This is a genomic window from Rhizobium sp. BR 314 (assembly GCF_047445805.1).
Lineage (GTDB): Bacteria > Pseudomonadota > Alphaproteobacteria > Rhizobiales > Rhizobiaceae > Rhizobium > Rhizobium lusitanum_B.
In genome coordinates this window covers 1-16,405 of sequence record NZ_JARWLA010000028.1, presented here as the reverse complement: position 1 = coordinate 16,405, position 16,405 = coordinate 1, and the positions used below count along the sequence as shown (strand labels likewise).

Here is a 16,405-nt window from a genome sequence, read left to right as displayed (position 1 = left end):
AATGGAAATCCGCCCTGAGCAGCCGGGAGACATCGAGGCGATCCGCCATATAACGAAGATGGCCTTCGCCGCGGTCGAGCACAGCAGTCAAACCGAGGCGGAAATTGTCGATGCTCTTCGTAGTGCCGGGGTGCTGGCGATTTCTCTCGTGGCAATCGAGAAGAGAGATGTCGTCGGACATATCGCTTTCTCGCCGGTCACGATCGATGCAAAAGATCTTGGCTGGTATGGGCTTGGCCCGCTCTCGGTGACGCCGGATCGCCAGAAACAGGGCATTGGCGGAGCGCTTGTTCGCGAAGGTCTTTCGCGTCTAGCGAAGATGAATGCCAAAGGCTGCGTCGTTCTCGGTGATCCGGGTTACTACAAGCGTCTCGGTTTCGACAATGATCCCGGCCTAGTGCTCGATGGAGTGCCAGCCGAGTATTTCATGAGATTGGTCCTTAATGGGTCTGTGGTGCCCTCTGGGCATGTCGATTATCATGCGGGCTTCAACGCGACTTGATCTGGCTAGGACTGGAGCGGGCAGGGCGACATTCCCATGCTCATAGCCATTAAAGCGGATAGTTCGAATAGATCATTTTGAGATTCGGATCATTGGCGATGCTGACCGGAGTGACGAGGTTCTGGTTGAGGATATATCGGTAGCACTGGTCGAAATCAAAACCGCGCTCCGTGCATTTGCTGTCGCGTTGCCACCGTGATTGAACCAGCTTTCGCACGAGCATGTTGTCGATATTCAGTTCCGATATCTTCTGCACTTTGCCGATCTCGATACCCACGGCCTTGTAGGCGAGATAGGGCAGTTCGCTGCAGTAAATCGCGTCGTTGTTGAAGGAGAAGAACAGGTCGTAGGGTTTGCCGTAGAGCGTACGGGCATAGGACAGGAGCCGCTCTGCTATATCCGGTGTGAGGCGTTGATCGCGATAGATGGCCACCCGCTTCAGCAAACCGCGATTGACCCAGGCTTTTAGCGGCGTTTCCGTGACCTTCGCTGCCGCCTCGATGACAGTGATTGCGCCGTGATCGTTCTTGACGATGCCCATGTGTGAAAAGGTCGAGCCGGTCGCAAATATGATCGCGCCTGATTGGTTACTGGTTGATGTTTGGAAAATCAGGTCACCATCTTTGAGTGGCGGATAGTCACCGCCAGCCGAGGCATAGAGCGTTCCCGTGACAATGCAGGCACATAAGAGTGCAATGGCTAAAAGCTTCTTCATGTCATCCCCGGAACCGATTGAAAGCCTTCATCAATGGATCTTTCGCAGCACTTCTTTCCGCTGAAAGATGGCGTCCGGAAGGCGGTCTGATGCAATACATGTCGACTGGCTGCAATCTGAGCTGGTGTCGTGAAGCGGCAGGTCAGTCCAAATAGGACTGCGGAGATAAGCCTTTGAGGAACGACGAGCTATGACAGGCGTCGGTGAGATCCTATGGCAGCGACAAGGCGGCGCGGCATCGAGTAAACTGGCCTTGGCCCACTCCATTTTTCGTATTTTGGTTCTGTCGACCGAGCCATGGAAGGCGTAGCTCTTGGCTGTTCCTAGTCAGCGAGAGCCAGCATGATCTACAGACATATTGAGAGGGCGGACGATATCGTGGCCAGCTTCCCTGTGATGCGCGAGTTGCGGCCACATATCGAAGACGCCAACTTTTATCGTGACCGTGTCCAGCGCCAGCAGCAGGATGGATATCGCCTGCTCGGCGTTTGGCAGGATGGTGAATTGGCGGGGCTTGCCGGCTACCGCCATGTTGAAAACCTGATCTACGGTCGCTTCACCTATATTGACGACCTCGTGGTGCGCAAATCTTCCCAGCGCTCCCGGCTGGGCGAAGGCCTGATAGAGCAGGTTCGCACGTTGGCAAAGGCCGACGGCCGGACCATGCTCGTGCTCGACACCGGGCTCGCCAATTCGTTGGCGCAGCGCTTCTATTTCCGCAACGGCTTGCTCGCGCGCGGCCTGCATTTCGGCCAGCTTCTGGAGGGAGCGGGCGCATGAAGTCCGTCCTGCTTGTCAATGCAAGCCCGCAAGGGCCGGCGTCGCGCGCCTATGGCATGGCAAGGAAAGCGACGGACAATCTGCTCTCAACCGAGCCGGATATTCGCCTGGTCGAGCGCCATCTCTCAGCCAATAGTCCATCCCCGATCTCAGGAGCGTATGCGGATGCGATCGTTCAACGGGCAAGGAGGGAAGCGCCGGCTTTCCTAGAGTCGGAAACTTTCATTCAGGACGTCATCGGCTGTGATTATCTGATCATCGCGACACCGATGCACAATTTTACCGTCCCGGCCTCGCTGAAGCTCTGGATCGATTATGTCTTGCGTGACGAGCGGACTTTCACGCGCCGGGATGGCTACAAGGTCGGCCTGCTAGCGGATCGCCCGGCGCTCGTCATTGTCGGTTCCGGCGGCGTGCACAATGGCCCGCATGCCCGGCAACCCGACTATCTCTCGCCCTATCTTAACCATGTGCTGACAACGATCGGCATCAGCAGCGTGGCGTTCATCTATCTGCAGGGTATGGCGAAGCAGGATGCGGCCGAACAGTCTCTTGTCAGCGCCGACCGGCAGCTTGCCGCCAATCCCGTCTTCGGGCTAGTCTCGGCCGTCGCGGGATCGTAAGAGGGGCGGCACCCCGATATGCAGGAATAGAGCCGTCATGGCCAAACAGGCACCTACGGATCACGCGAAAGACATGGCGCTTTCGCGTGATGACAGTCACCCGATCTACCTGCAGATCTGCGCCCGTTTCAAGACCGCAATCGCCGAAGGACGCCTGGTGCCGGGAGATCGGATGCCATCCGTGCGGGCGCTCGCAAGCGAACTCGGCCTGTCACGCGGAACGATCAATCTGGCCTATCAGATCCTTGCGGAAGAGGGCTATGTCGAGTTCCGAGGCGCCGCCGGCACATTCGTCGACATGCGACTGCGAACGCCGGAGACAGCCGCACCATCGCCCTCTGCCACAAGGCATGGCCTGATCGAGCAACCGCCGAATGCGCGGCCATTCCAGCTCGGACTTCCCGCTCTCGATGCCTTTCCTCGCAAGACCTGGAGCAGGTTGGTCAGCCGCTGTTCGCGGCAACTTGGTGCGGCGCAGCTCGGCTATCCCGAGCCGGCAGGCCTCATGGCGCTTCGAGAGCGCATCGCTGGCTATCTTGCGTTCTCGCGCGGCATTGCATGCCGGCCTGAGCAGGTGTTCGTAACGGCGGGCCATCGCGCCAGCCTTGAGCTGATCATGCGGTCTCTCTATCGTCCGGGCGATGGCATTTGGTTCGAGGATCCAGGCTATCCGGTCGCTCGGGAGTTCCTGCTGTCGACACACGCAAAACTTCATCCCGTGCCGGTCGATGCAGAGGGGCTTGTCGTGGAGGAGGGCAGGCGGCTTGCGCCGGACGCCCGCTTCGCCATCGTCACGCCTGCCAACCAAAGTCCGCTCTGCGTGATGATGTCCAAGGAAAGGCGCAGCGAGCTGCTGAAATGGGCCGAGGAGGGACAACGCTGGATCATCGAGGACGATTACGATAGCGAATATCGATACAATCGCCGGCCTCCGTTGTCTCTCAAGGCCATGGATCGCGGCGAGCGGGTGTTGTTTACCGGATCGTTCAGCAAGGTTCTCTTTCCGGGGCTTCGGCTGGCCTATCTGGTCGTGCCTCCTGGGCAGATCGATGTCTTCGAGCGTGCCTGCCGACTGGTGAGCGCCGGCTGCCCCGAATTTCATCAGTCTGTCGTCGCCGATTTCATCGAACAGGGCTATTTCATCCGTCATCTCAAGAAGATGCGGTCCCTCTATGCCGAACGCCGACAGCTTCTGGTCGACATCATGCACGATGTCTTCGGCGATTGGGTTGCTGCAATTTCACCGGCCGCCGGCCTACATCTGGTCGTGCAATTCCAGGGCTATCGCGCGCCCGCAAGTCGGATAGCGGCGTTGGCAAGGGCCGAGGGCTTCGGTCTGCAACCGCTCTCGCTCTGGTATATGGGGCCACAATCGATCGATGGCCTGCTGCTCGGCTTCACCAACATCACAACCAAAGCAATGGCCGCGACGCTCGCTGCACGATTGAGAGACATCTGCCTCGCAGCGGATCGTGAGGACTGAGTTCGATCTTGGCCTAGTCAAATCGGCAATTCTTGCATCTGTTTTGCGGGCCAAGGCCATGAGAAAAAGCCTGGACCGAGAATGATGCGAACTCCCAAGGAGCTTCCAATGTCCGCGACCATTTTCCTTGCCGGCGCGACTGGCGCGATCGGACGCAAGCTTGTTCCGATGCTGATCGAGGCAGGCTGTACCGTCCACGGTACCACCCGCAAGCCGGAACGGGCGGACAGCCTGCGAGCCGCCGGCGCGAGGCCCGTGGTTGTGGATGTCTTCGACGCCAAAGCGCTCGGGGTAGCGCTGCGGCGGGCAAAGCCTGACATCGTCCTTCATCAGTTGACCGATCTGCCCTTCGGCCTCGATCCTGCGCTGATGGAGGAGGGGCGTGTTCGCAATGCTCGCATTCGCGAGGTGGGAACCAGAAATCTTGTCGATGCCGCCGTGGCCGCAGGGGCTAAGCGGATGATCTCGCAGAGTATCGCCTGGGCCTACCAGACCGGCATTGGCCCGATTACAGAGGAAACGCCGCTGCAGGAAAGCGCAACCGCGGTGCGGACGCTCGAGTCTCTCAGCCTCGTGACTTCAGGGATCGTCGGCACGGTATTGCGCAATGGTCTGCTCTACGGACCTGGGACCGGCTGCGATGCGCCGAACGGAACGATAACCCTGCACGTGGATGATGCCGCGCGAGCGGTCTTGCTTGCGGTGCAAACCTCGGCGATCGGCGTTTTCAACATAGTCGATGACGGCGGCCTGGTCTCCAATGCCAAGGCAAAGTCGAGATTGGGTTGGCATCCGCTCAAGAGGGGTGGCGAATAGTCAGTCACCGCCACCGCAATTGCAGGAATGTGCGACGTCCTGCCCGCTAATTGGAGGCACGGCCGTCTGTTCGCAGCCTTTGGCCAACACCCCTAGTCAGCGACGCTGTGCGCACCTCGCCTTGCGGCGGTGTAGGGCAGGGCAAACATGTAGAGGCCGCTGAAAAGCAACAGGAAGAGCGGCGGCAGGGGTGAGTAAACCACCCAGGGCGGCGGCGTCCCGATCGCCATCGCAACGAAGTTGGCGATAACTGTCACCGTGAAGATGATGGAAAGCCAACGGTGGGCCTGCCGAATATATATGCTCCAGTTCATCTTGCCTCCTCCGAAGGCGAGCCGATCCGCTCTTGCTTCCTGTCGTTTCAATAGGTCGATCGAATGTCAGTCCGGGCGTGCCAGAACCTGATCCAGATTGTCGAAGAATTTCTGCCAGCCATATTGAGCGCCGACATAGGCCTGCTGCTGATCGGGCCGGAAGCCGGATTGCTCCATGCGCAGGCGCGTTCCGGTGCGTGTCGGCGTCAGCGTCCAGACGACGATACTCTCCAGGCCATAAGCATCCCATGTGTAGGAGAGGCTCTTGTTGGGCTCCACTTCCAGCACGCGGCAGTCGACCGAGCCCCATTCGGCACTGAGCTTGAAACGGTGATCCACGCTTGGCTTGAAGTCGTTCTTCATGAGCCATTCCTCGATCAGATGCGGCTGCGTCAGCGCGCGCCAGATCTTTTCCGGCGGAAAGGCGACGTCCCGCTCGACAACGACGGAGCGGATCTCGGTTGATGTATCGTTCATTGGTCCATCCTTTTCAGTAGATCTTCAAGGTCGTCGAACCGGCTCTCCCAGAATCTGGTCATCTCTTTCGTCCAGTCGGTCAGTGGTGCCAGTGCTGCAAGCTGCGCGCTGTAATGCGTTTGCCGGCCTTCGGGGCGGTCAAGCACAAGGCCCGCGCGCTTCAGCGCGGCAAGATGCTTCGAGACGACGGGCTGGGAGACGCCGGCCCGGGCCGTCAGCGCCGCTACGGTCTTTTCCCCTTCACGACACAGCCTCTCGAAAATCGCCCGGCGCGTCGGATCGGCAAGCGTTCGGAACAGCAAGTCATGCGCGTTCGACATCTCAATTCATACCTTGTCAGCTATGAATTGACGTATAGCTGCCTGGCTATGAATAAGTCAAGCCGGAATTTTCGGATCAAGGGAAACGCCGCCGGTCTTGCGGGAAGGGGAGACGTCTCTCGGCAATATTCGTTGCGGCTAAAATTGCGATGGTCGCGGTGCCGCGTCTTGCTCCGCTAGTCTTTCCATCTATGCTGGCCGCGACACCCAGGGGAGGTAGGCATGATCCTGCATTGCGTTTTTCTTCGACTCAAATCCGCCCTGACACAGGATGAGAAGAGGGCGCTCTTCGAATCGGTTGCAGCCTTGCAAAAGGTCATTCCCGGTATCGTCGAGGTCAAATACGGGCCGAACGTCTCGCCGGAAGGTCTGCATGGCGGCTTCGTCGATGGTTTTACCGTGACCTTCGAGAGCCCGGAAGCGCGGGATGCCTATCTCGTGCATCCCGATCACGTTGCCGTCGGCGAGCGGATCGTTTCCTCGATCGATGGCGGGCTCGCCGGCCTGATGGTCTTCGATCTCAATATCTAAACAGAGCAGGCCGCAGGCGAAACATACCTGCGGCCTGGTTTCGTTGATTTGCCCAGCTGGCTGCTTAGCTCGACTTGGCCATCGCGGCGGCGAGTTTGTCAACGTTATAACGGAACATTTTTTCGTAAGTCGAAGCCGGGCCATTGGCCTTGGAGAGGGACTCGACGTAAAGCTCGCCGCCAGGCTCTGCGCCGGTTGCCTTGGCGACCTGCTTCACGAGGCGCGGATCGTTGGAGTTTTCGAAGAAATAGGCCTTCACATGCTCCGTCTTGATCTGCTCGATCAACTGGGCGACCTTGGCCGCTGACGCCTCTGTTTCCGTCGAAAAACCGAGTGGAGCGAGGAAGTTCACCTTATATTCGCGACCGAAATAGCCGAAGGCGTCATGGCTCGTCAGTACCTTGCGGCGGTCGTCGGCTATCTTGTCGAACTTGCTGTGGGCATAGGAATCAAGCTCGGTCAGCACCTTGGTATAGTGCTCGGCATTGGCCTTGAAGTCGGCCGCATCGGCCGGATCTGCCGCGGAAAGCGCCTTCTCGATATTGGCGACCCAGACCTTCACGTTGACCGGGCTGTTCCAAACATGCGGATCGGTGACCGTCTTGCCGTCATCGACCATCGTGCGGGTATTGATGCCTTCCGACGCGACGATAGGAGCTCCTTTATAGCCCGACGCAGTGATCAACCGATCCATCCAGCCTTCCAGTCCTTCGCCGCTGACGAAGACGACTTTTGCCGCATTCAGCGTCTTGGCATCGGCAGGCGAGGGTTCGAATTCATGGGGGTCGCCATTCGGGCCGACCAGGCTCGACACCTTCACATGGTCGCCGCCGACATGCTTGACGACATCGGCCAGCACGGTGAAGGACGCGACGACGTTCAACGTTTCCGCGGAGGCGGGCGCCGCGACGCCGAAGGCGACGAAGGCAGCCGCAGCCGCCGAGAGAAGCAGTCTCTGTTTATTCATGCGAGTCTCCTTGTTCGGATTAGCCCCGGAGATGGGGACGGGGGAAGAACCGCCGGGCAAGGCCCGACGGTGCGAAGAGGATGGAGAAGCCGTAGATCAGGCTTGCGGTGATGATGATGGTCGGCCCCGACGCGAACTCGAGGTGGTAAGAGGCGATGAGGCCGATATAGCCCGACACCGCCGCCGTTGCCGTCGCGATCGCCATCATCGCAGGCAGGCTGCGCGACCAGAGCTGCGCGACGGCAGCCGGCAGCATCATCAGCCCGACGGCCATCAGCGTGCCCAGCGCCTGGAAGCTGGCGACAAGGTTGAGCACAACGAGCAGCAGGAGAAGGAAATGATAGACCGGCCCGCGGCCGCCGACCGCACGCAGGAAACCGGGATCGAAGCATTCCATGACAAGCGGCCGATAGATGATCGCAAGCGCCAGCAGTGTGACTGAGGTGATCGCACCGATCTGATAGAGGGCAGGGGCGTCGATCGCCAGAATGGTGCCGAAGAGCACATGCAGCAGGTCGATGTTGGAGCCGCGCAAGGAGACGATGAGGACACCGAGCGCTAGCGAGGTCAGGTAGAAGCTGGCAAAGCTCGCATCTTCCTGCAGCACGGTCATGCGGCTGACGAGGCCGGAAAGGAGCGCCACCGAGAGACCCGCCACCAGCCCGCCAAGCCCCATGGCGGTCAGCGACAGCGAGCCGGCGATGAGATAACCAATCGCAGCGCCGGGCAGCACGGCATGGCTCATGGCATCGCCCATCAGGCTCATGCGCCGGAGCATCAGGAACACGCCGATCGGGCCGGAACCGAGACCGAGGCACAGGCAAGCGATCAGCGCACGCCGCATGAAGCCATAATCCGCGAATGGCGCGAGGAAGATGTCGTAGATGGTCATCTAGCGGGCTCCCGCCTTGCATGGTCATCCGCTGCCGGTTCGTGCTCGTCCTCCTCCGGGAGGCAAGCTTCGGACTCATCGTCCCAGCGCTCAGCCATGGCGCGCGCCTTGACGAGGTTGGCGGAATTCATGATGTCCTGCGTGCGCCCCCAGCCGACAAGCTCGCGGGCGATCAGCAACGTCTCGGGAAAATGAGCGCGCACCTGCTCGAAATCATGCAGAACGGCGATGACCGTGCGTCCTTCCTTGTTCCAGCGCAGAACTAGTTCGAGCAGATCGCGCGTCGTGCGCTGGTCGATGGCGGTGAAGGGTTCATCGAGCAGGATGACGCGCGCATCCTGCAACAACAGCCGGGCGAAGAGCACGCGCTGGAACTGCCCCGCCGAGAGCGAACCGATATGCCTGTTCTCGAAGCCGGAAAGCCCGACGATGCCGAGCGCCTCGCGTGCCCGCGCCGCATCCTCACGCGAAAAATGGCCGAATGCGCCGGCATTCTTCCAGGCACCGAGCATGACGGTATCGGCGACCGAAATCGGAAAGCGGCGGTTGATATCCGCCGCCTGCGGCAGATAGCCAAAATCGTTTCGCGTCAAGGCTCCGCGGTCGATCCGTCCCTCTGCAGGGCGCAATTCGCCAATGATCGCCTTCAATAATGTCGATTTGCCCGCGCCGTTCGGCCCCGCAATCGCCGTCAGGCTGCCTGGGGCGAATCCGCCAGAGACATGATGCACGGCCGGATGACGCTCGTAGGTGATGGTCAGGTTTTCGAGGCGGATCAGATCGCTCATGCCAGCGCCACCGCCCAGCCGATGGCTGCCCAGAGAACCGCAATGCCGACCGCCACATAGGCAAGACGCACCACGGCGGAGCGTCCAATTAGCGAGGGCGCGAATGGATCACGATCGAAAGGCATTCGGGGGGGCTTTCTTTTATGTAATAACATTACATGTTGTAGCCGATGAAATACGGCAAAAAAGAGGCAGACGGTGCGTTGCCGTCAAATTGCGGTGAACAAGGCTGGAATATTTACCGCTGACATCGCCGGCACGTTCTCGCCATGGTGCTCACGACAGTCCTATCTTCGCGCAATATCGAGCGATAAAGCTACGCGACGGATAGGGGAGAATGTCATGAAGCTAAGGCTTGAACTTTTCGTTGTCGATGTGACGGCGTCGATAAAATTCTATCAACAGGCGCTGAGCTTCCAGGTGGTTGGCGAGACAAGCGAGCAATACACCATGCTCTCGAATGGCGAGGCTGTCATCTCCGTCAACAAGCGAGAGGCCCTCGGACCTGATCATCCACTTCGAGCTGCGAATGGCGAACGACCAGGCCTCGGCGTCGAAATCGTGCTGAGCGTTGAGGATTTGGAAGCTGCCTATGGCGCCGCTAAAACTGGTGGCCATTCGGTATCCGAATTTACCTTGCAGCCATGGGGCCTGCGCGATTTTCGCATAGTAGACCCGGATGGATATTACATCAGGGTGACGAGCAGGCATGAGGAATAGCGATCCCTTAGGGCGTGGGACCCATTGCAGTTGAGAGAGGCTGGCCGCAGAACGCCCAGCCTCTCTCAATGGTCGGAATTATAGCTGCTCGATCATCGCAGCCGCACCTGAAACCGTTGCCTGGCCCGGGCTTTCCTCGACGTTCAGCGACTTCACCACACCATCTTCCACCAGCATGGAGTAGCGCTTGGAGCGGACGCCGAGACCGCCGGCGGAGAGGTCGATATCGAGGCCGAGCGCCTTGGCGAAGGAGCCGTCCCAGTCGGCGAGGAAGTGGATCTTGCCCATGCCGCCGGACGATTGCGCCCAGGCGCCCATCACATGCCAGTCATTGACCGAGATGACGGCGATATCATCGACGCCCTTAGCGAGAATGGCGTCGCGATTTTCCAGATAACCCGGCAGATGGTTGAGCGAACAGGTGGGCGTGAAGGCGCCGGGAACGGCGAAGAGCACAACGCGCTTGCCGGCAAAGAGCTGTCCGGTGCTGATTTCGACCGGGCCTTCCGCGGTCTTTTCCTTGAAGGTGGCGGCGGGCAGTTTGTCGCCGATTGCGATGGTCATCGTCTCTCTCCTTGGGGGCATGGTTTCGGGGGCGTATGCTGCACCCGATCGGAACGGATTGTCGTGCGAAACTATAGATCCGGCCTATTCGAACGCAAGGGTGGTTTCGATGGCGCGGTCACCATCGACGACCAGAATGCCCCAGCTCTTGCCCTTGATATCGTAGTTCTTCGGCAGCTTGCCGATCGCGATATCGGTTGAATAGACGCCGCCTTCTCTTTTCGCATTAGCCTGCTGGAAGAACACGTAGCCGGCAGGACCGGTAACGTAGATATCAGGCGCATTGCCGGCCGTCTCCGGCAGAGCGAGGCGCAGCGAGAGGTTTTTTGCATCCGCCGAAAAGCTGTGGCTCTGAACGGCGAAATCGGAGGAGGGGCCCTGTGGCAGTAGCGCCTTTGCAGCATCCAGCAGAGCGAGCTCATGCGCCGTCGGCTTCTCCCCTGCCGAAAGCGGCAGCGAATAATCCGCCTGGAAGGGAATACAGATTTCCTTGCAGAGACCGATGAAGGCGGTCAGCTCCAGCTTCGTTGGCGGCTTTCCAGTAACGCGGAAATCAAGCGGTAGTGTCACCGGCGCATCATAACCGATCTCATGTATGTTCCCGACGACGATCTGCTTCGGTACTGGATAGCTGGTTTTCTCCAGTGTTACGCCGCTTTCTTGCTTGGCGGTAACCTGCGGCGGAATTCCGCTCTGGCCCGGTTCGCGCCAATAGGTGATCCAGCCAGGCTGCGGTTCGATCTGCAGGGCTGCGCGAATACGTCCTTCGGCATCGGGAGGCAGTGCCACGAGGCGCATGCGGCCGCCGTCATTGTCGACCCAGTCGCTTGTTGCCGCATGTCCGGCCGAGCCGATGCAAACGAGAGCAGCAAATGCGCCGGCAAATATTGCCGGCAGGCGGGTGAGGGTGGCTAATCCGGTCATGGACAGAGGATTTAGCGGATCGGACGGCATGGAGCCAGCATCGCTTAAAAAGAAATGATCATTTTCAGTTGATTGATTTATGACATTGCCCCATCTTGCTTTTTAGCGGTGCAGCTATGGACTGCGGTCAGGAGGCACGATGTCCCTATCGACGCTGAAGAATAAACGCGAAAGAGGTTTGCTCGACGGTCAGTTCCTGATCGCCATGCCTGGCATGGAGGATAGGAACTTCCACCGGACGGTCATTTACATTTGCGCTCATTCCGATGCCGGGGCCATGGGCTTCGTCATCAATCGGCCTCAGAAGCTGACATTTACGGACGTCCTTCTGCATCTGGATATGATCAAGGACGACGATGCCATCGTCCTGCCGGCGGATGCGCGGAATTTCCCGATCCAGACCGGTGGGCCGGTCGAAAGTGGCCGCGGCTTCGTTCTGCATTCCGACGACTATCTCAGCGACAGCAGCATTCCAGTCAGCGACGATATCAGCCTGACGGCGACGCTCGACATCGTGCGGGCCATCTCCAGGGGAAGCGGCCCGAAACGCGCCACGATGCTGCTCGGCTATGCCGGTTGGGGCGCAGGCCAGCTGGAGGCGGAGATCGGCAACAATGGCTGGCTGAATTGTCCGGCGAACGAAGAGCTCATCTTCGACCGCAGCCTCGACGATAAGTATGAGCGTGCCCTGGCCCTGATGGGCATCAATGCCGCAATGCTCTCGCCGCATGCTGGCCATAGCTGAGCCGATCTGCGTTATTTCGGAACGAAATGGCGCCCTTGACGTTATCTTGACAGAGCAACGGCAATGCCGGCGTGCCAGCCAAGGAGGCGTCAGATATGAGCAGCACGACCAACAAGGTATCCGGCAAGGTGAATGAAATCGCCGGCAAGGCCAAGCAAGTGGCCGGCAAGGCGACCAACGACAAGGAAATGCGCGCCAAGGGCGCGGCCCAGGAAGCCAAGGGCAAGATGCAGACCGCCGTTGGTAAGGCCAAGGATAAGGTCAAGGGTGTAGTCGACCGGATGTAGTCGGCGGGTTGTATCAACCAATCCAGGCTCGCTGCTCCGTTAAATCGACGTTGTAGCAGCGATGTTGGGAGGAAGGGCCTGTTACGGAAACGTGGCAGGCTCTTTAATTTGGGGCCACCTATATCGTTCTTGAGGGGAGCATGCGGCTTTTTACCTGCGATCATTGTGGCCAGCCCGTCCATTTCGATAACAGGCAATGCATCCGCTGCGGCCATCAGCTCGGCTTTGTGCCGGATCGTCTCGCGATCTATGCGCTGGAGGCCGACGAAGCTCCGAACTGGCATCTGGTCTCGGAGCCCACGCGCCAAGTCTGCTTCTGCGCGAACGCGGAGCTCGATATCTGCAACTGGCTTGTCGATATGAATGATCCGCAAGCCTATTGCGTCGCCTGCCGTCACAATCGTCTCGTGCCGAACACGCATACGCAACAGGGCGTCGATCGCTGGCGGCGTATCGGGCAGGCGCAAAGGCATCTCTTCTATTCGCTGCTGCGCCTGTCGCTGCCGCATCCCGACCGGACAGAGGATCCACAGGGCGGCCTGGTGTTCGATTTTCTTGAGGATGAGGTGCAGGGTGGCGCGGTCGTTCCGGCCATGACCGGCCACGAGGAAGGGCTGATCGCCATTCGCGCCGCCGAGGCCGATGACGCAACACGCGAACAGGCGCGCAGCTCGATGAACGAGCCCTATCGTACCTTGCTCGGCCATTTCCGCCACGAGACCGGTCATTTTATCTGGAACAAGCTTGTTCGCGACTGCAATCAGTTCGATGCCTTCCGTACCGTCTTCGGCGACGAGCGCGCCGATTACGGAGCAGCGCTTCAAGCTCACTATGACAATGGACCGCCCGCGAATTGGCAGGATAGCTTCATCAGCGCCTATGCAAGCGCACACCCGTGGGAGGATTTTGCCGAGTGCTTCGCGCATTATCTGCATATCGTAGATACGCTGGAAACGGCGCGTTCCTTCGGCCTGGCGATCGACCCGCTTCGCTATCACGACATGGCCGCCGAGGTAGATTTCAATCCCTACAAGGCTGAGAACGCTGAACAGCTCGTCAGCGCCTGGATCCCTCTAAGCGTAGCGATCAATTCCATCCAGCGCAGCATGGGGCAGCCGGATTCATATCCCTTCGTCCTCTCACAACAGGTGGTCGCAAAGCTGGACTATATAAGGGAGCTGATCGACAGCGCCTGACCGGCGCTGCCGTTACTAAGCGCGCTTCGTCAGCGGAAAGCGTTCCTTCAACAGGCGGACGACCGAATCCGAACCCATTGGCGGCCCGAAGATGAAGCTCTGGCCGTAGGTGCAGCCGATCTTGGCGAGTTCCAGCGCATCCTCTTCCGATTCGATACCCTCCGCGACGACGCGCATGTTGAGCTCGCGCGCCATCGAGATGACCGAGCGGAGCAGAACGGCCTTCTTGTCGCTCTCGTCGCGCACCATCGCCTTGTCGAGCTTGATTGTGTCGAAGGGGAAGCGGGTGAGATAGGCTAGCGAGGAATAGCCCGTACCGAAGTCGTCGAGTGCCAGACCGATGCCGGCATCGCGCAGCTTGTCGAGGACGAGGCGGGCCTGTTCCGGATTCTCCATCACCTGCGATTCCGTCAGCTCCAGCTTGATCCGGTGCGGATCGCAGTGGGTCTTGGCGAGCAGGGCGCGGATATCGTCGTAAAGCTCGTTGTTGAGCAGCTGCACGCTGGAAAGGTTGATGGAGACGAACAGCGGCAGGTCGCCGGTCTGTCGCTGCCATGCCTTCAGGTCGTTCGTTGCCTGCTCGAGCGCAAACATGCCGAGCGGGCCGATGATGTCGGAAGCTTCGGCAATCGGGATGAACTCCGACGGCGGGATATTGCCGCGCTTCGGATGCTCCCAGCGCATCAGCGCTTCGAAACCTGCGACTTCCGCATCTTCCAGCCGGACGATGGGCTGATAGACGAGCGAAAGCTCCTTGCGCTCTACCGCCCGGCGCAGGTCGGTTTCGAGCTGCAGCCGATCGGTTCCAAAGCTGCGGAACGCAGGCTGGAAAGGCTCTACGCGATTGCCGCCGGCGCGCTTGGCGCGATACATGGCAAGTTCGGCGTCGCTGAGCATGCCGGCTGCATTTTCCTGCTGGTCGACCCAGGACGTCAGACCGACCGATGCCGTCAGAATGATCTCGCGGTTGGCGAAATTGATCGGTACCATGATCGCCTTGCTGATCGCATCGGCAAAGTCTGCGACCTTGGCGGGATCGCGTTCGGAAACGAGGATGAGGCCGAACTGGTCGCCGGAAAGGCGCGCCAGCGTATCCTGCGGCTTCATCAGGCGGCGGAGACGCCGGGTCAGCGCGATCAGAATATTGTCGCCCGCAGCAAAGCCAAGCGTGTCGTTGACGAGCTTATAGCGGTCGATGTCGATCACCATGACTGTCGGACGCAGCTGATTGCCATCCGAGGCGAGCGTCAGGACGGACTGCAGGCGATCGAGGAAGACCTGACGGTTCGGCAATCCGGTGAGATTGTCATGCACTGCGTCATGCAGCAGCCGCTCGATCGAGTTCTTCTGCTCGGTGATATCGACGATGGTGCCGACGCAGCGAATGATTTCGCCGTTAGAGCCGAGCACCGGCCGGGCGCGGATCGATAGCCAATGGAAGTGTCCATCCTCCGCGCGAATGCGGAACTCGTGGTTCAGCCGGCCGCGCCGATGTTCCAGCAGCACGTCGAGCGTCGCACGAAAGCGGTCGCGATCGTCGGGATGCAGTCGCGGCAGCCAGTTGCGCGCCGCGCCGTGCATGCTGCCGGGCGAAAGGCCGAGCTTCATCGAAATGTCTGGTGTCGTGACCACGCGGTCGCGCGCCACGTCCCAGTCCCAGACGGTATCGCCGGAACCGGTGAGCGCCATGGACTGCCGCTCCAGATCCGAGAACAGACCCTGCTGGAAGGCACCGCCGGCAAAGGCGTGCTGCATGACGGTGAAGCCGATCAGCAGGACGATCAGCACGAGGCCGCCGCCGAGGGCCGGCTGGATGATATCGTTGTCGAGCTTGCCCATGACCGTCATCCAGGCTCCGAACAGCCAGACGAGAATCAGCGCCCAGGCGGGCACGAGCAGGATTGCACGGTCATAACGGCTGAAGCCGAGGTAGATGATGAGCAGCAGGCCGGCGGTCGCGGTCAGCGCCAGCGACAGCCGCGCGATGCCGGCCGCAATCGACGGATCGTAGATCGCCACGCCGAAGAGGAGTGCAAGGCCAAGAACCCAGGCGAGTGTCACATAGCCAAGATGGGCGTGCCAGCGATTGAGGTTGAGATAGGTGAAGAGGAAGATCACCAAACTCGACGCGAGCGCCACCTCGGCACAGGCACGCCATATTCGCTGGTCGCTGGAGGTGATGCTGATGAGCTTGCCGAGGAAGCCGAAGTCCACGCAGATGTAGCCGAGCACCGCCCAGGCGAGTGCCGCCGTCGCCGGTAGCATCGATGTGCCCTTGACCACGAAAAGAATGGTCAGGAACACTGCCAGCAGACCGGCAATGCCAAGCACGATGCCGCGATAGAGCGTAAAGGCGTTGACCGTATCCTTGTAGGCGTTGGGTTCCCACAGATAGAGCTGCGGCAAATTGGGAGACGAAAGTTCGGCAACGAAGGTAACGACCGCGCCGGGGTTCAGCGTAATGCGGAAAACGTCCGCTTCGTCGCTTGGCTGCCGGTCGAGTGCAAAGCCTTCGCTGGGCGTGATCGCCACGATGCGTTGCGAGCCCAGATCGGGCCAGAAGACCTTCGAATTCACCAGACGGAAATGCGGAGCGACGATGACGCGCTCAAGCTGTTCTTCCGAGACGTTGGCGAGCGCGAAAACCGCCCAGTCGCCCTGATGGTTTGGCGAGGAGGAACGAACCTCGATGCGCCGCCTGATGCCGTCCGTGCCGGCGGCCGTCGAAACCTGAAAGGCCTCGCCCTGGTTGGTGTAGATC

At 59.9% G+C, this 16,405-nt stretch carries 21 protein-coding genes; 10 read left to right on the top strand and 11 right to left on the bottom strand.

Annotated elements, in window-relative coordinates; translation table 11 throughout:
• Position 1 precedes the first annotated feature (1 nt).
• Complete coding sequence (locus tag QD461_RS26495) at positions 2 to 502, top strand: GNAT family N-acetyltransferase (RefSeq protein ID WP_414090326.1); 501 nt, start codon at positions 2 to 4, stop codon at positions 500 to 502.
• Between the two features lie 49 nt (positions 503 to 551).
• On the opposite strand, the gene QD461_RS26490 is transcribed toward QD461_RS26495, so the two are convergent.
• The gene (locus tag QD461_RS26490) at positions 552 to 1,217 is read right to left on the bottom strand and encodes a YiiX/YebB-like N1pC/P60 family cysteine hydrolase (RefSeq protein WP_414090325.1); all 666 of its coding nucleotides are present in this window, start codon (positions 1,215 to 1,217) and stop codon (positions 552 to 554) included.
• Between the two features lie 342 nt (positions 1,218 to 1,559).
• Between QD461_RS26490 and QD461_RS26485 the strand changes: the two genes are divergently transcribed.
• From QD461_RS26485 to QD461_RS26470, 4 genes are all read left to right on the top strand, one after another.
• A complete protein-coding gene (locus tag QD461_RS26485) occupies positions 1,560 to 1,997 on the top strand; it encodes a GNAT family N-acetyltransferase (protein ID WP_414090324.1) in 438 nt (145 codons plus the stop codon).
• Positions 1,994 to 2,620, top strand: coding sequence for an FMN-dependent NADH-azoreductase (locus tag QD461_RS26480; RefSeq protein WP_414090323.1), 627 nt, complete (start codon positions 1,994 to 1,996; stop codon positions 2,618 to 2,620). Before QD461_RS26485 ends, QD461_RS26480 begins: the two co-directional genes overlap by 4 nt.
• Positions 2,621 to 2,657: 37 nt before the next feature.
• Positions 2,658 to 4,103 carry a PLP-dependent aminotransferase family protein gene (locus tag QD461_RS26475; RefSeq protein WP_414090322.1) on the top strand — a complete coding sequence of 482 codons (1,446 nt, stop codon included), beginning with the start codon at positions 2,658 to 2,660 and terminating at the stop codon, positions 4,101 to 4,103.
• A gap of 108 nt (positions 4,104 to 4,211) precedes the next feature.
• Positions 4,212 to 4,919: an NAD-dependent epimerase/dehydratase family protein gene (locus QD461_RS26470; RefSeq protein WP_414090321.1), complete on the top strand. Its 708-nt coding sequence runs from the start codon at positions 4,212 to 4,214 to the stop codon at positions 4,917 to 4,919.
• A gap of 92 nt (positions 4,920 to 5,011) precedes the next feature.
• On the opposite strand, the gene QD461_RS26465 is transcribed toward QD461_RS26470, so the two are convergent.
• The 3 genes from QD461_RS26465 to QD461_RS26455 form a co-directional block, all read right to left on the bottom strand.
• On the bottom strand, positions 5,012 to 5,233 hold the full coding sequence (locus QD461_RS26465) for a hypothetical protein (protein ID WP_414090320.1): 222 nt from the start codon (positions 5,231 to 5,233) through the stop codon (positions 5,012 to 5,014).
• A 66-nt stretch (positions 5,234 to 5,299) separates the two neighbouring features.
• Entirely contained in the window at positions 5,300 to 5,710 is a 411-nt protein-coding gene (locus tag QD461_RS26460) for an SRPBCC family protein (protein ID WP_414090319.1), read from the bottom strand.
• Positions 5,707 to 6,030 (bottom strand): ArsR/SmtB family transcription factor, encoded by a 324-nt coding sequence (locus tag QD461_RS26455; protein ID WP_414090318.1) that lies wholly within the window; start codon positions 6,028 to 6,030, stop codon positions 5,707 to 5,709. The genes QD461_RS26460 and QD461_RS26455 overlap by 4 nt, the downstream gene beginning before the upstream one ends.
• A gap of 222 nt (positions 6,031 to 6,252) precedes the next feature.
• Here QD461_RS26455 and QD461_RS26450 point away from each other — a divergent pair, with 222 nt between their 5' ends.
• Positions 6,253 to 6,561, top strand: coding sequence for a Dabb family protein (locus QD461_RS26450; protein WP_414090317.1), 309 nt, complete (start codon positions 6,253 to 6,255; stop codon positions 6,559 to 6,561).
• A 64-nt stretch (positions 6,562 to 6,625) separates the two neighbouring features.
• Here QD461_RS26450 and QD461_RS26445 read toward each other — a convergent pair whose 3' ends face one another.
• The 4 genes from QD461_RS26445 to QD461_RS26430 are packed head-to-tail and all read right to left on the bottom strand — an operon-like array spanning position 6,626 to position 9,333.
• Entirely contained in the window at positions 6,626 to 7,528 is a 903-nt protein-coding gene (locus QD461_RS26445; RefSeq protein ID WP_414090316.1) for a metal ABC transporter solute-binding protein, Zn/Mn family, read from the bottom strand.
• A 19-nt stretch (positions 7,529 to 7,547) separates the two neighbouring features.
• On the bottom strand, positions 7,548 to 8,420 hold the full coding sequence (locus QD461_RS26440) for a metal ABC transporter permease (RefSeq protein ID WP_414090315.1): 873 nt from the start codon (positions 8,418 to 8,420) through the stop codon (positions 7,548 to 7,550).
• Positions 8,417 to 9,208 (bottom strand): metal ABC transporter ATP-binding protein, encoded by a 792-nt coding sequence (locus QD461_RS26435; RefSeq protein ID WP_414090314.1) that lies wholly within the window; start codon positions 9,206 to 9,208, stop codon positions 8,417 to 8,419. The genes QD461_RS26440 and QD461_RS26435 overlap by 4 nt, the downstream gene beginning before the upstream one ends.
• The gene (locus tag QD461_RS26430; protein ID WP_414090313.1) at positions 9,205 to 9,333 is read right to left on the bottom strand and encodes a hypothetical protein; all 129 of its coding nucleotides are present in this window, start codon (positions 9,331 to 9,333) and stop codon (positions 9,205 to 9,207) included. The genes QD461_RS26435 and QD461_RS26430 overlap by 4 nt, the downstream gene beginning before the upstream one ends.
• Positions 9,334 to 9,550: 217 nt before the next feature.
• Between QD461_RS26430 and QD461_RS26425 the strand changes: the two genes are divergently transcribed.
• On the top strand, positions 9,551 to 9,928 hold the full coding sequence (locus QD461_RS26425) for a VOC family protein (protein WP_414090312.1): 378 nt from the start codon (positions 9,551 to 9,553) through the stop codon (positions 9,926 to 9,928).
• Between the two features lie 78 nt (positions 9,929 to 10,006).
• On the opposite strand, the gene QD461_RS26420 is transcribed toward QD461_RS26425, so the two are convergent.
• A complete protein-coding gene (locus QD461_RS26420) occupies positions 10,007 to 10,492 on the bottom strand; it encodes a peroxiredoxin (RefSeq protein WP_414090311.1) in 486 nt (161 codons plus the stop codon).
• Positions 10,493 to 10,576: 84 nt separating this feature from the next.
• Positions 10,577 to 11,416: a protein-disulfide reductase DsbD domain-containing protein gene (locus QD461_RS26415; protein ID WP_414090310.1), complete on the bottom strand. Its 840-nt coding sequence runs from the start codon at positions 11,414 to 11,416 to the stop codon at positions 10,577 to 10,579.
• 139 nt (positions 11,417 to 11,555) lie between these two features.
• On the opposite strand from QD461_RS26415, the gene QD461_RS26410 reads away from it, so the two are divergent.
• The 3 genes from QD461_RS26410 to QD461_RS26400 all read left to right on the top strand — a co-directional run bounded on the left by QD461_RS26410 (position 11,556) and on the right by QD461_RS26400 (position 13,644).
• The gene (locus QD461_RS26410) at positions 11,556 to 12,161 is read left to right on the top strand and encodes a YqgE/AlgH family protein (protein ID WP_414090309.1); all 606 of its coding nucleotides are present in this window, start codon (positions 11,556 to 11,558) and stop codon (positions 12,159 to 12,161) included.
• A gap of 95 nt (positions 12,162 to 12,256) precedes the next feature.
• Positions 12,257 to 12,448, top strand: a complete 192-nt coding sequence (locus tag QD461_RS26405) for a CsbD family protein (protein WP_414090308.1) — start codon at positions 12,257 to 12,259, stop codon at positions 12,446 to 12,448.
• Between the two features lie 140 nt (positions 12,449 to 12,588).
• The gene (locus QD461_RS26400; RefSeq protein ID WP_414090307.1) at positions 12,589 to 13,644 is read left to right on the top strand and encodes a putative zinc-binding metallopeptidase; all 1,056 of its coding nucleotides are present in this window, start codon (positions 12,589 to 12,591) and stop codon (positions 13,642 to 13,644) included.
• Between the two features lie 15 nt (positions 13,645 to 13,659).
• On the opposite strand, the gene QD461_RS26395 is transcribed toward QD461_RS26400, so the two are convergent.
• Positions 13,660 to 16,405, bottom strand: a 2,746-nt coding sequence (locus QD461_RS26395; RefSeq protein WP_414090306.1) for an EAL domain-containing protein, incomplete at its 5' end; no start/stop codon positions are given.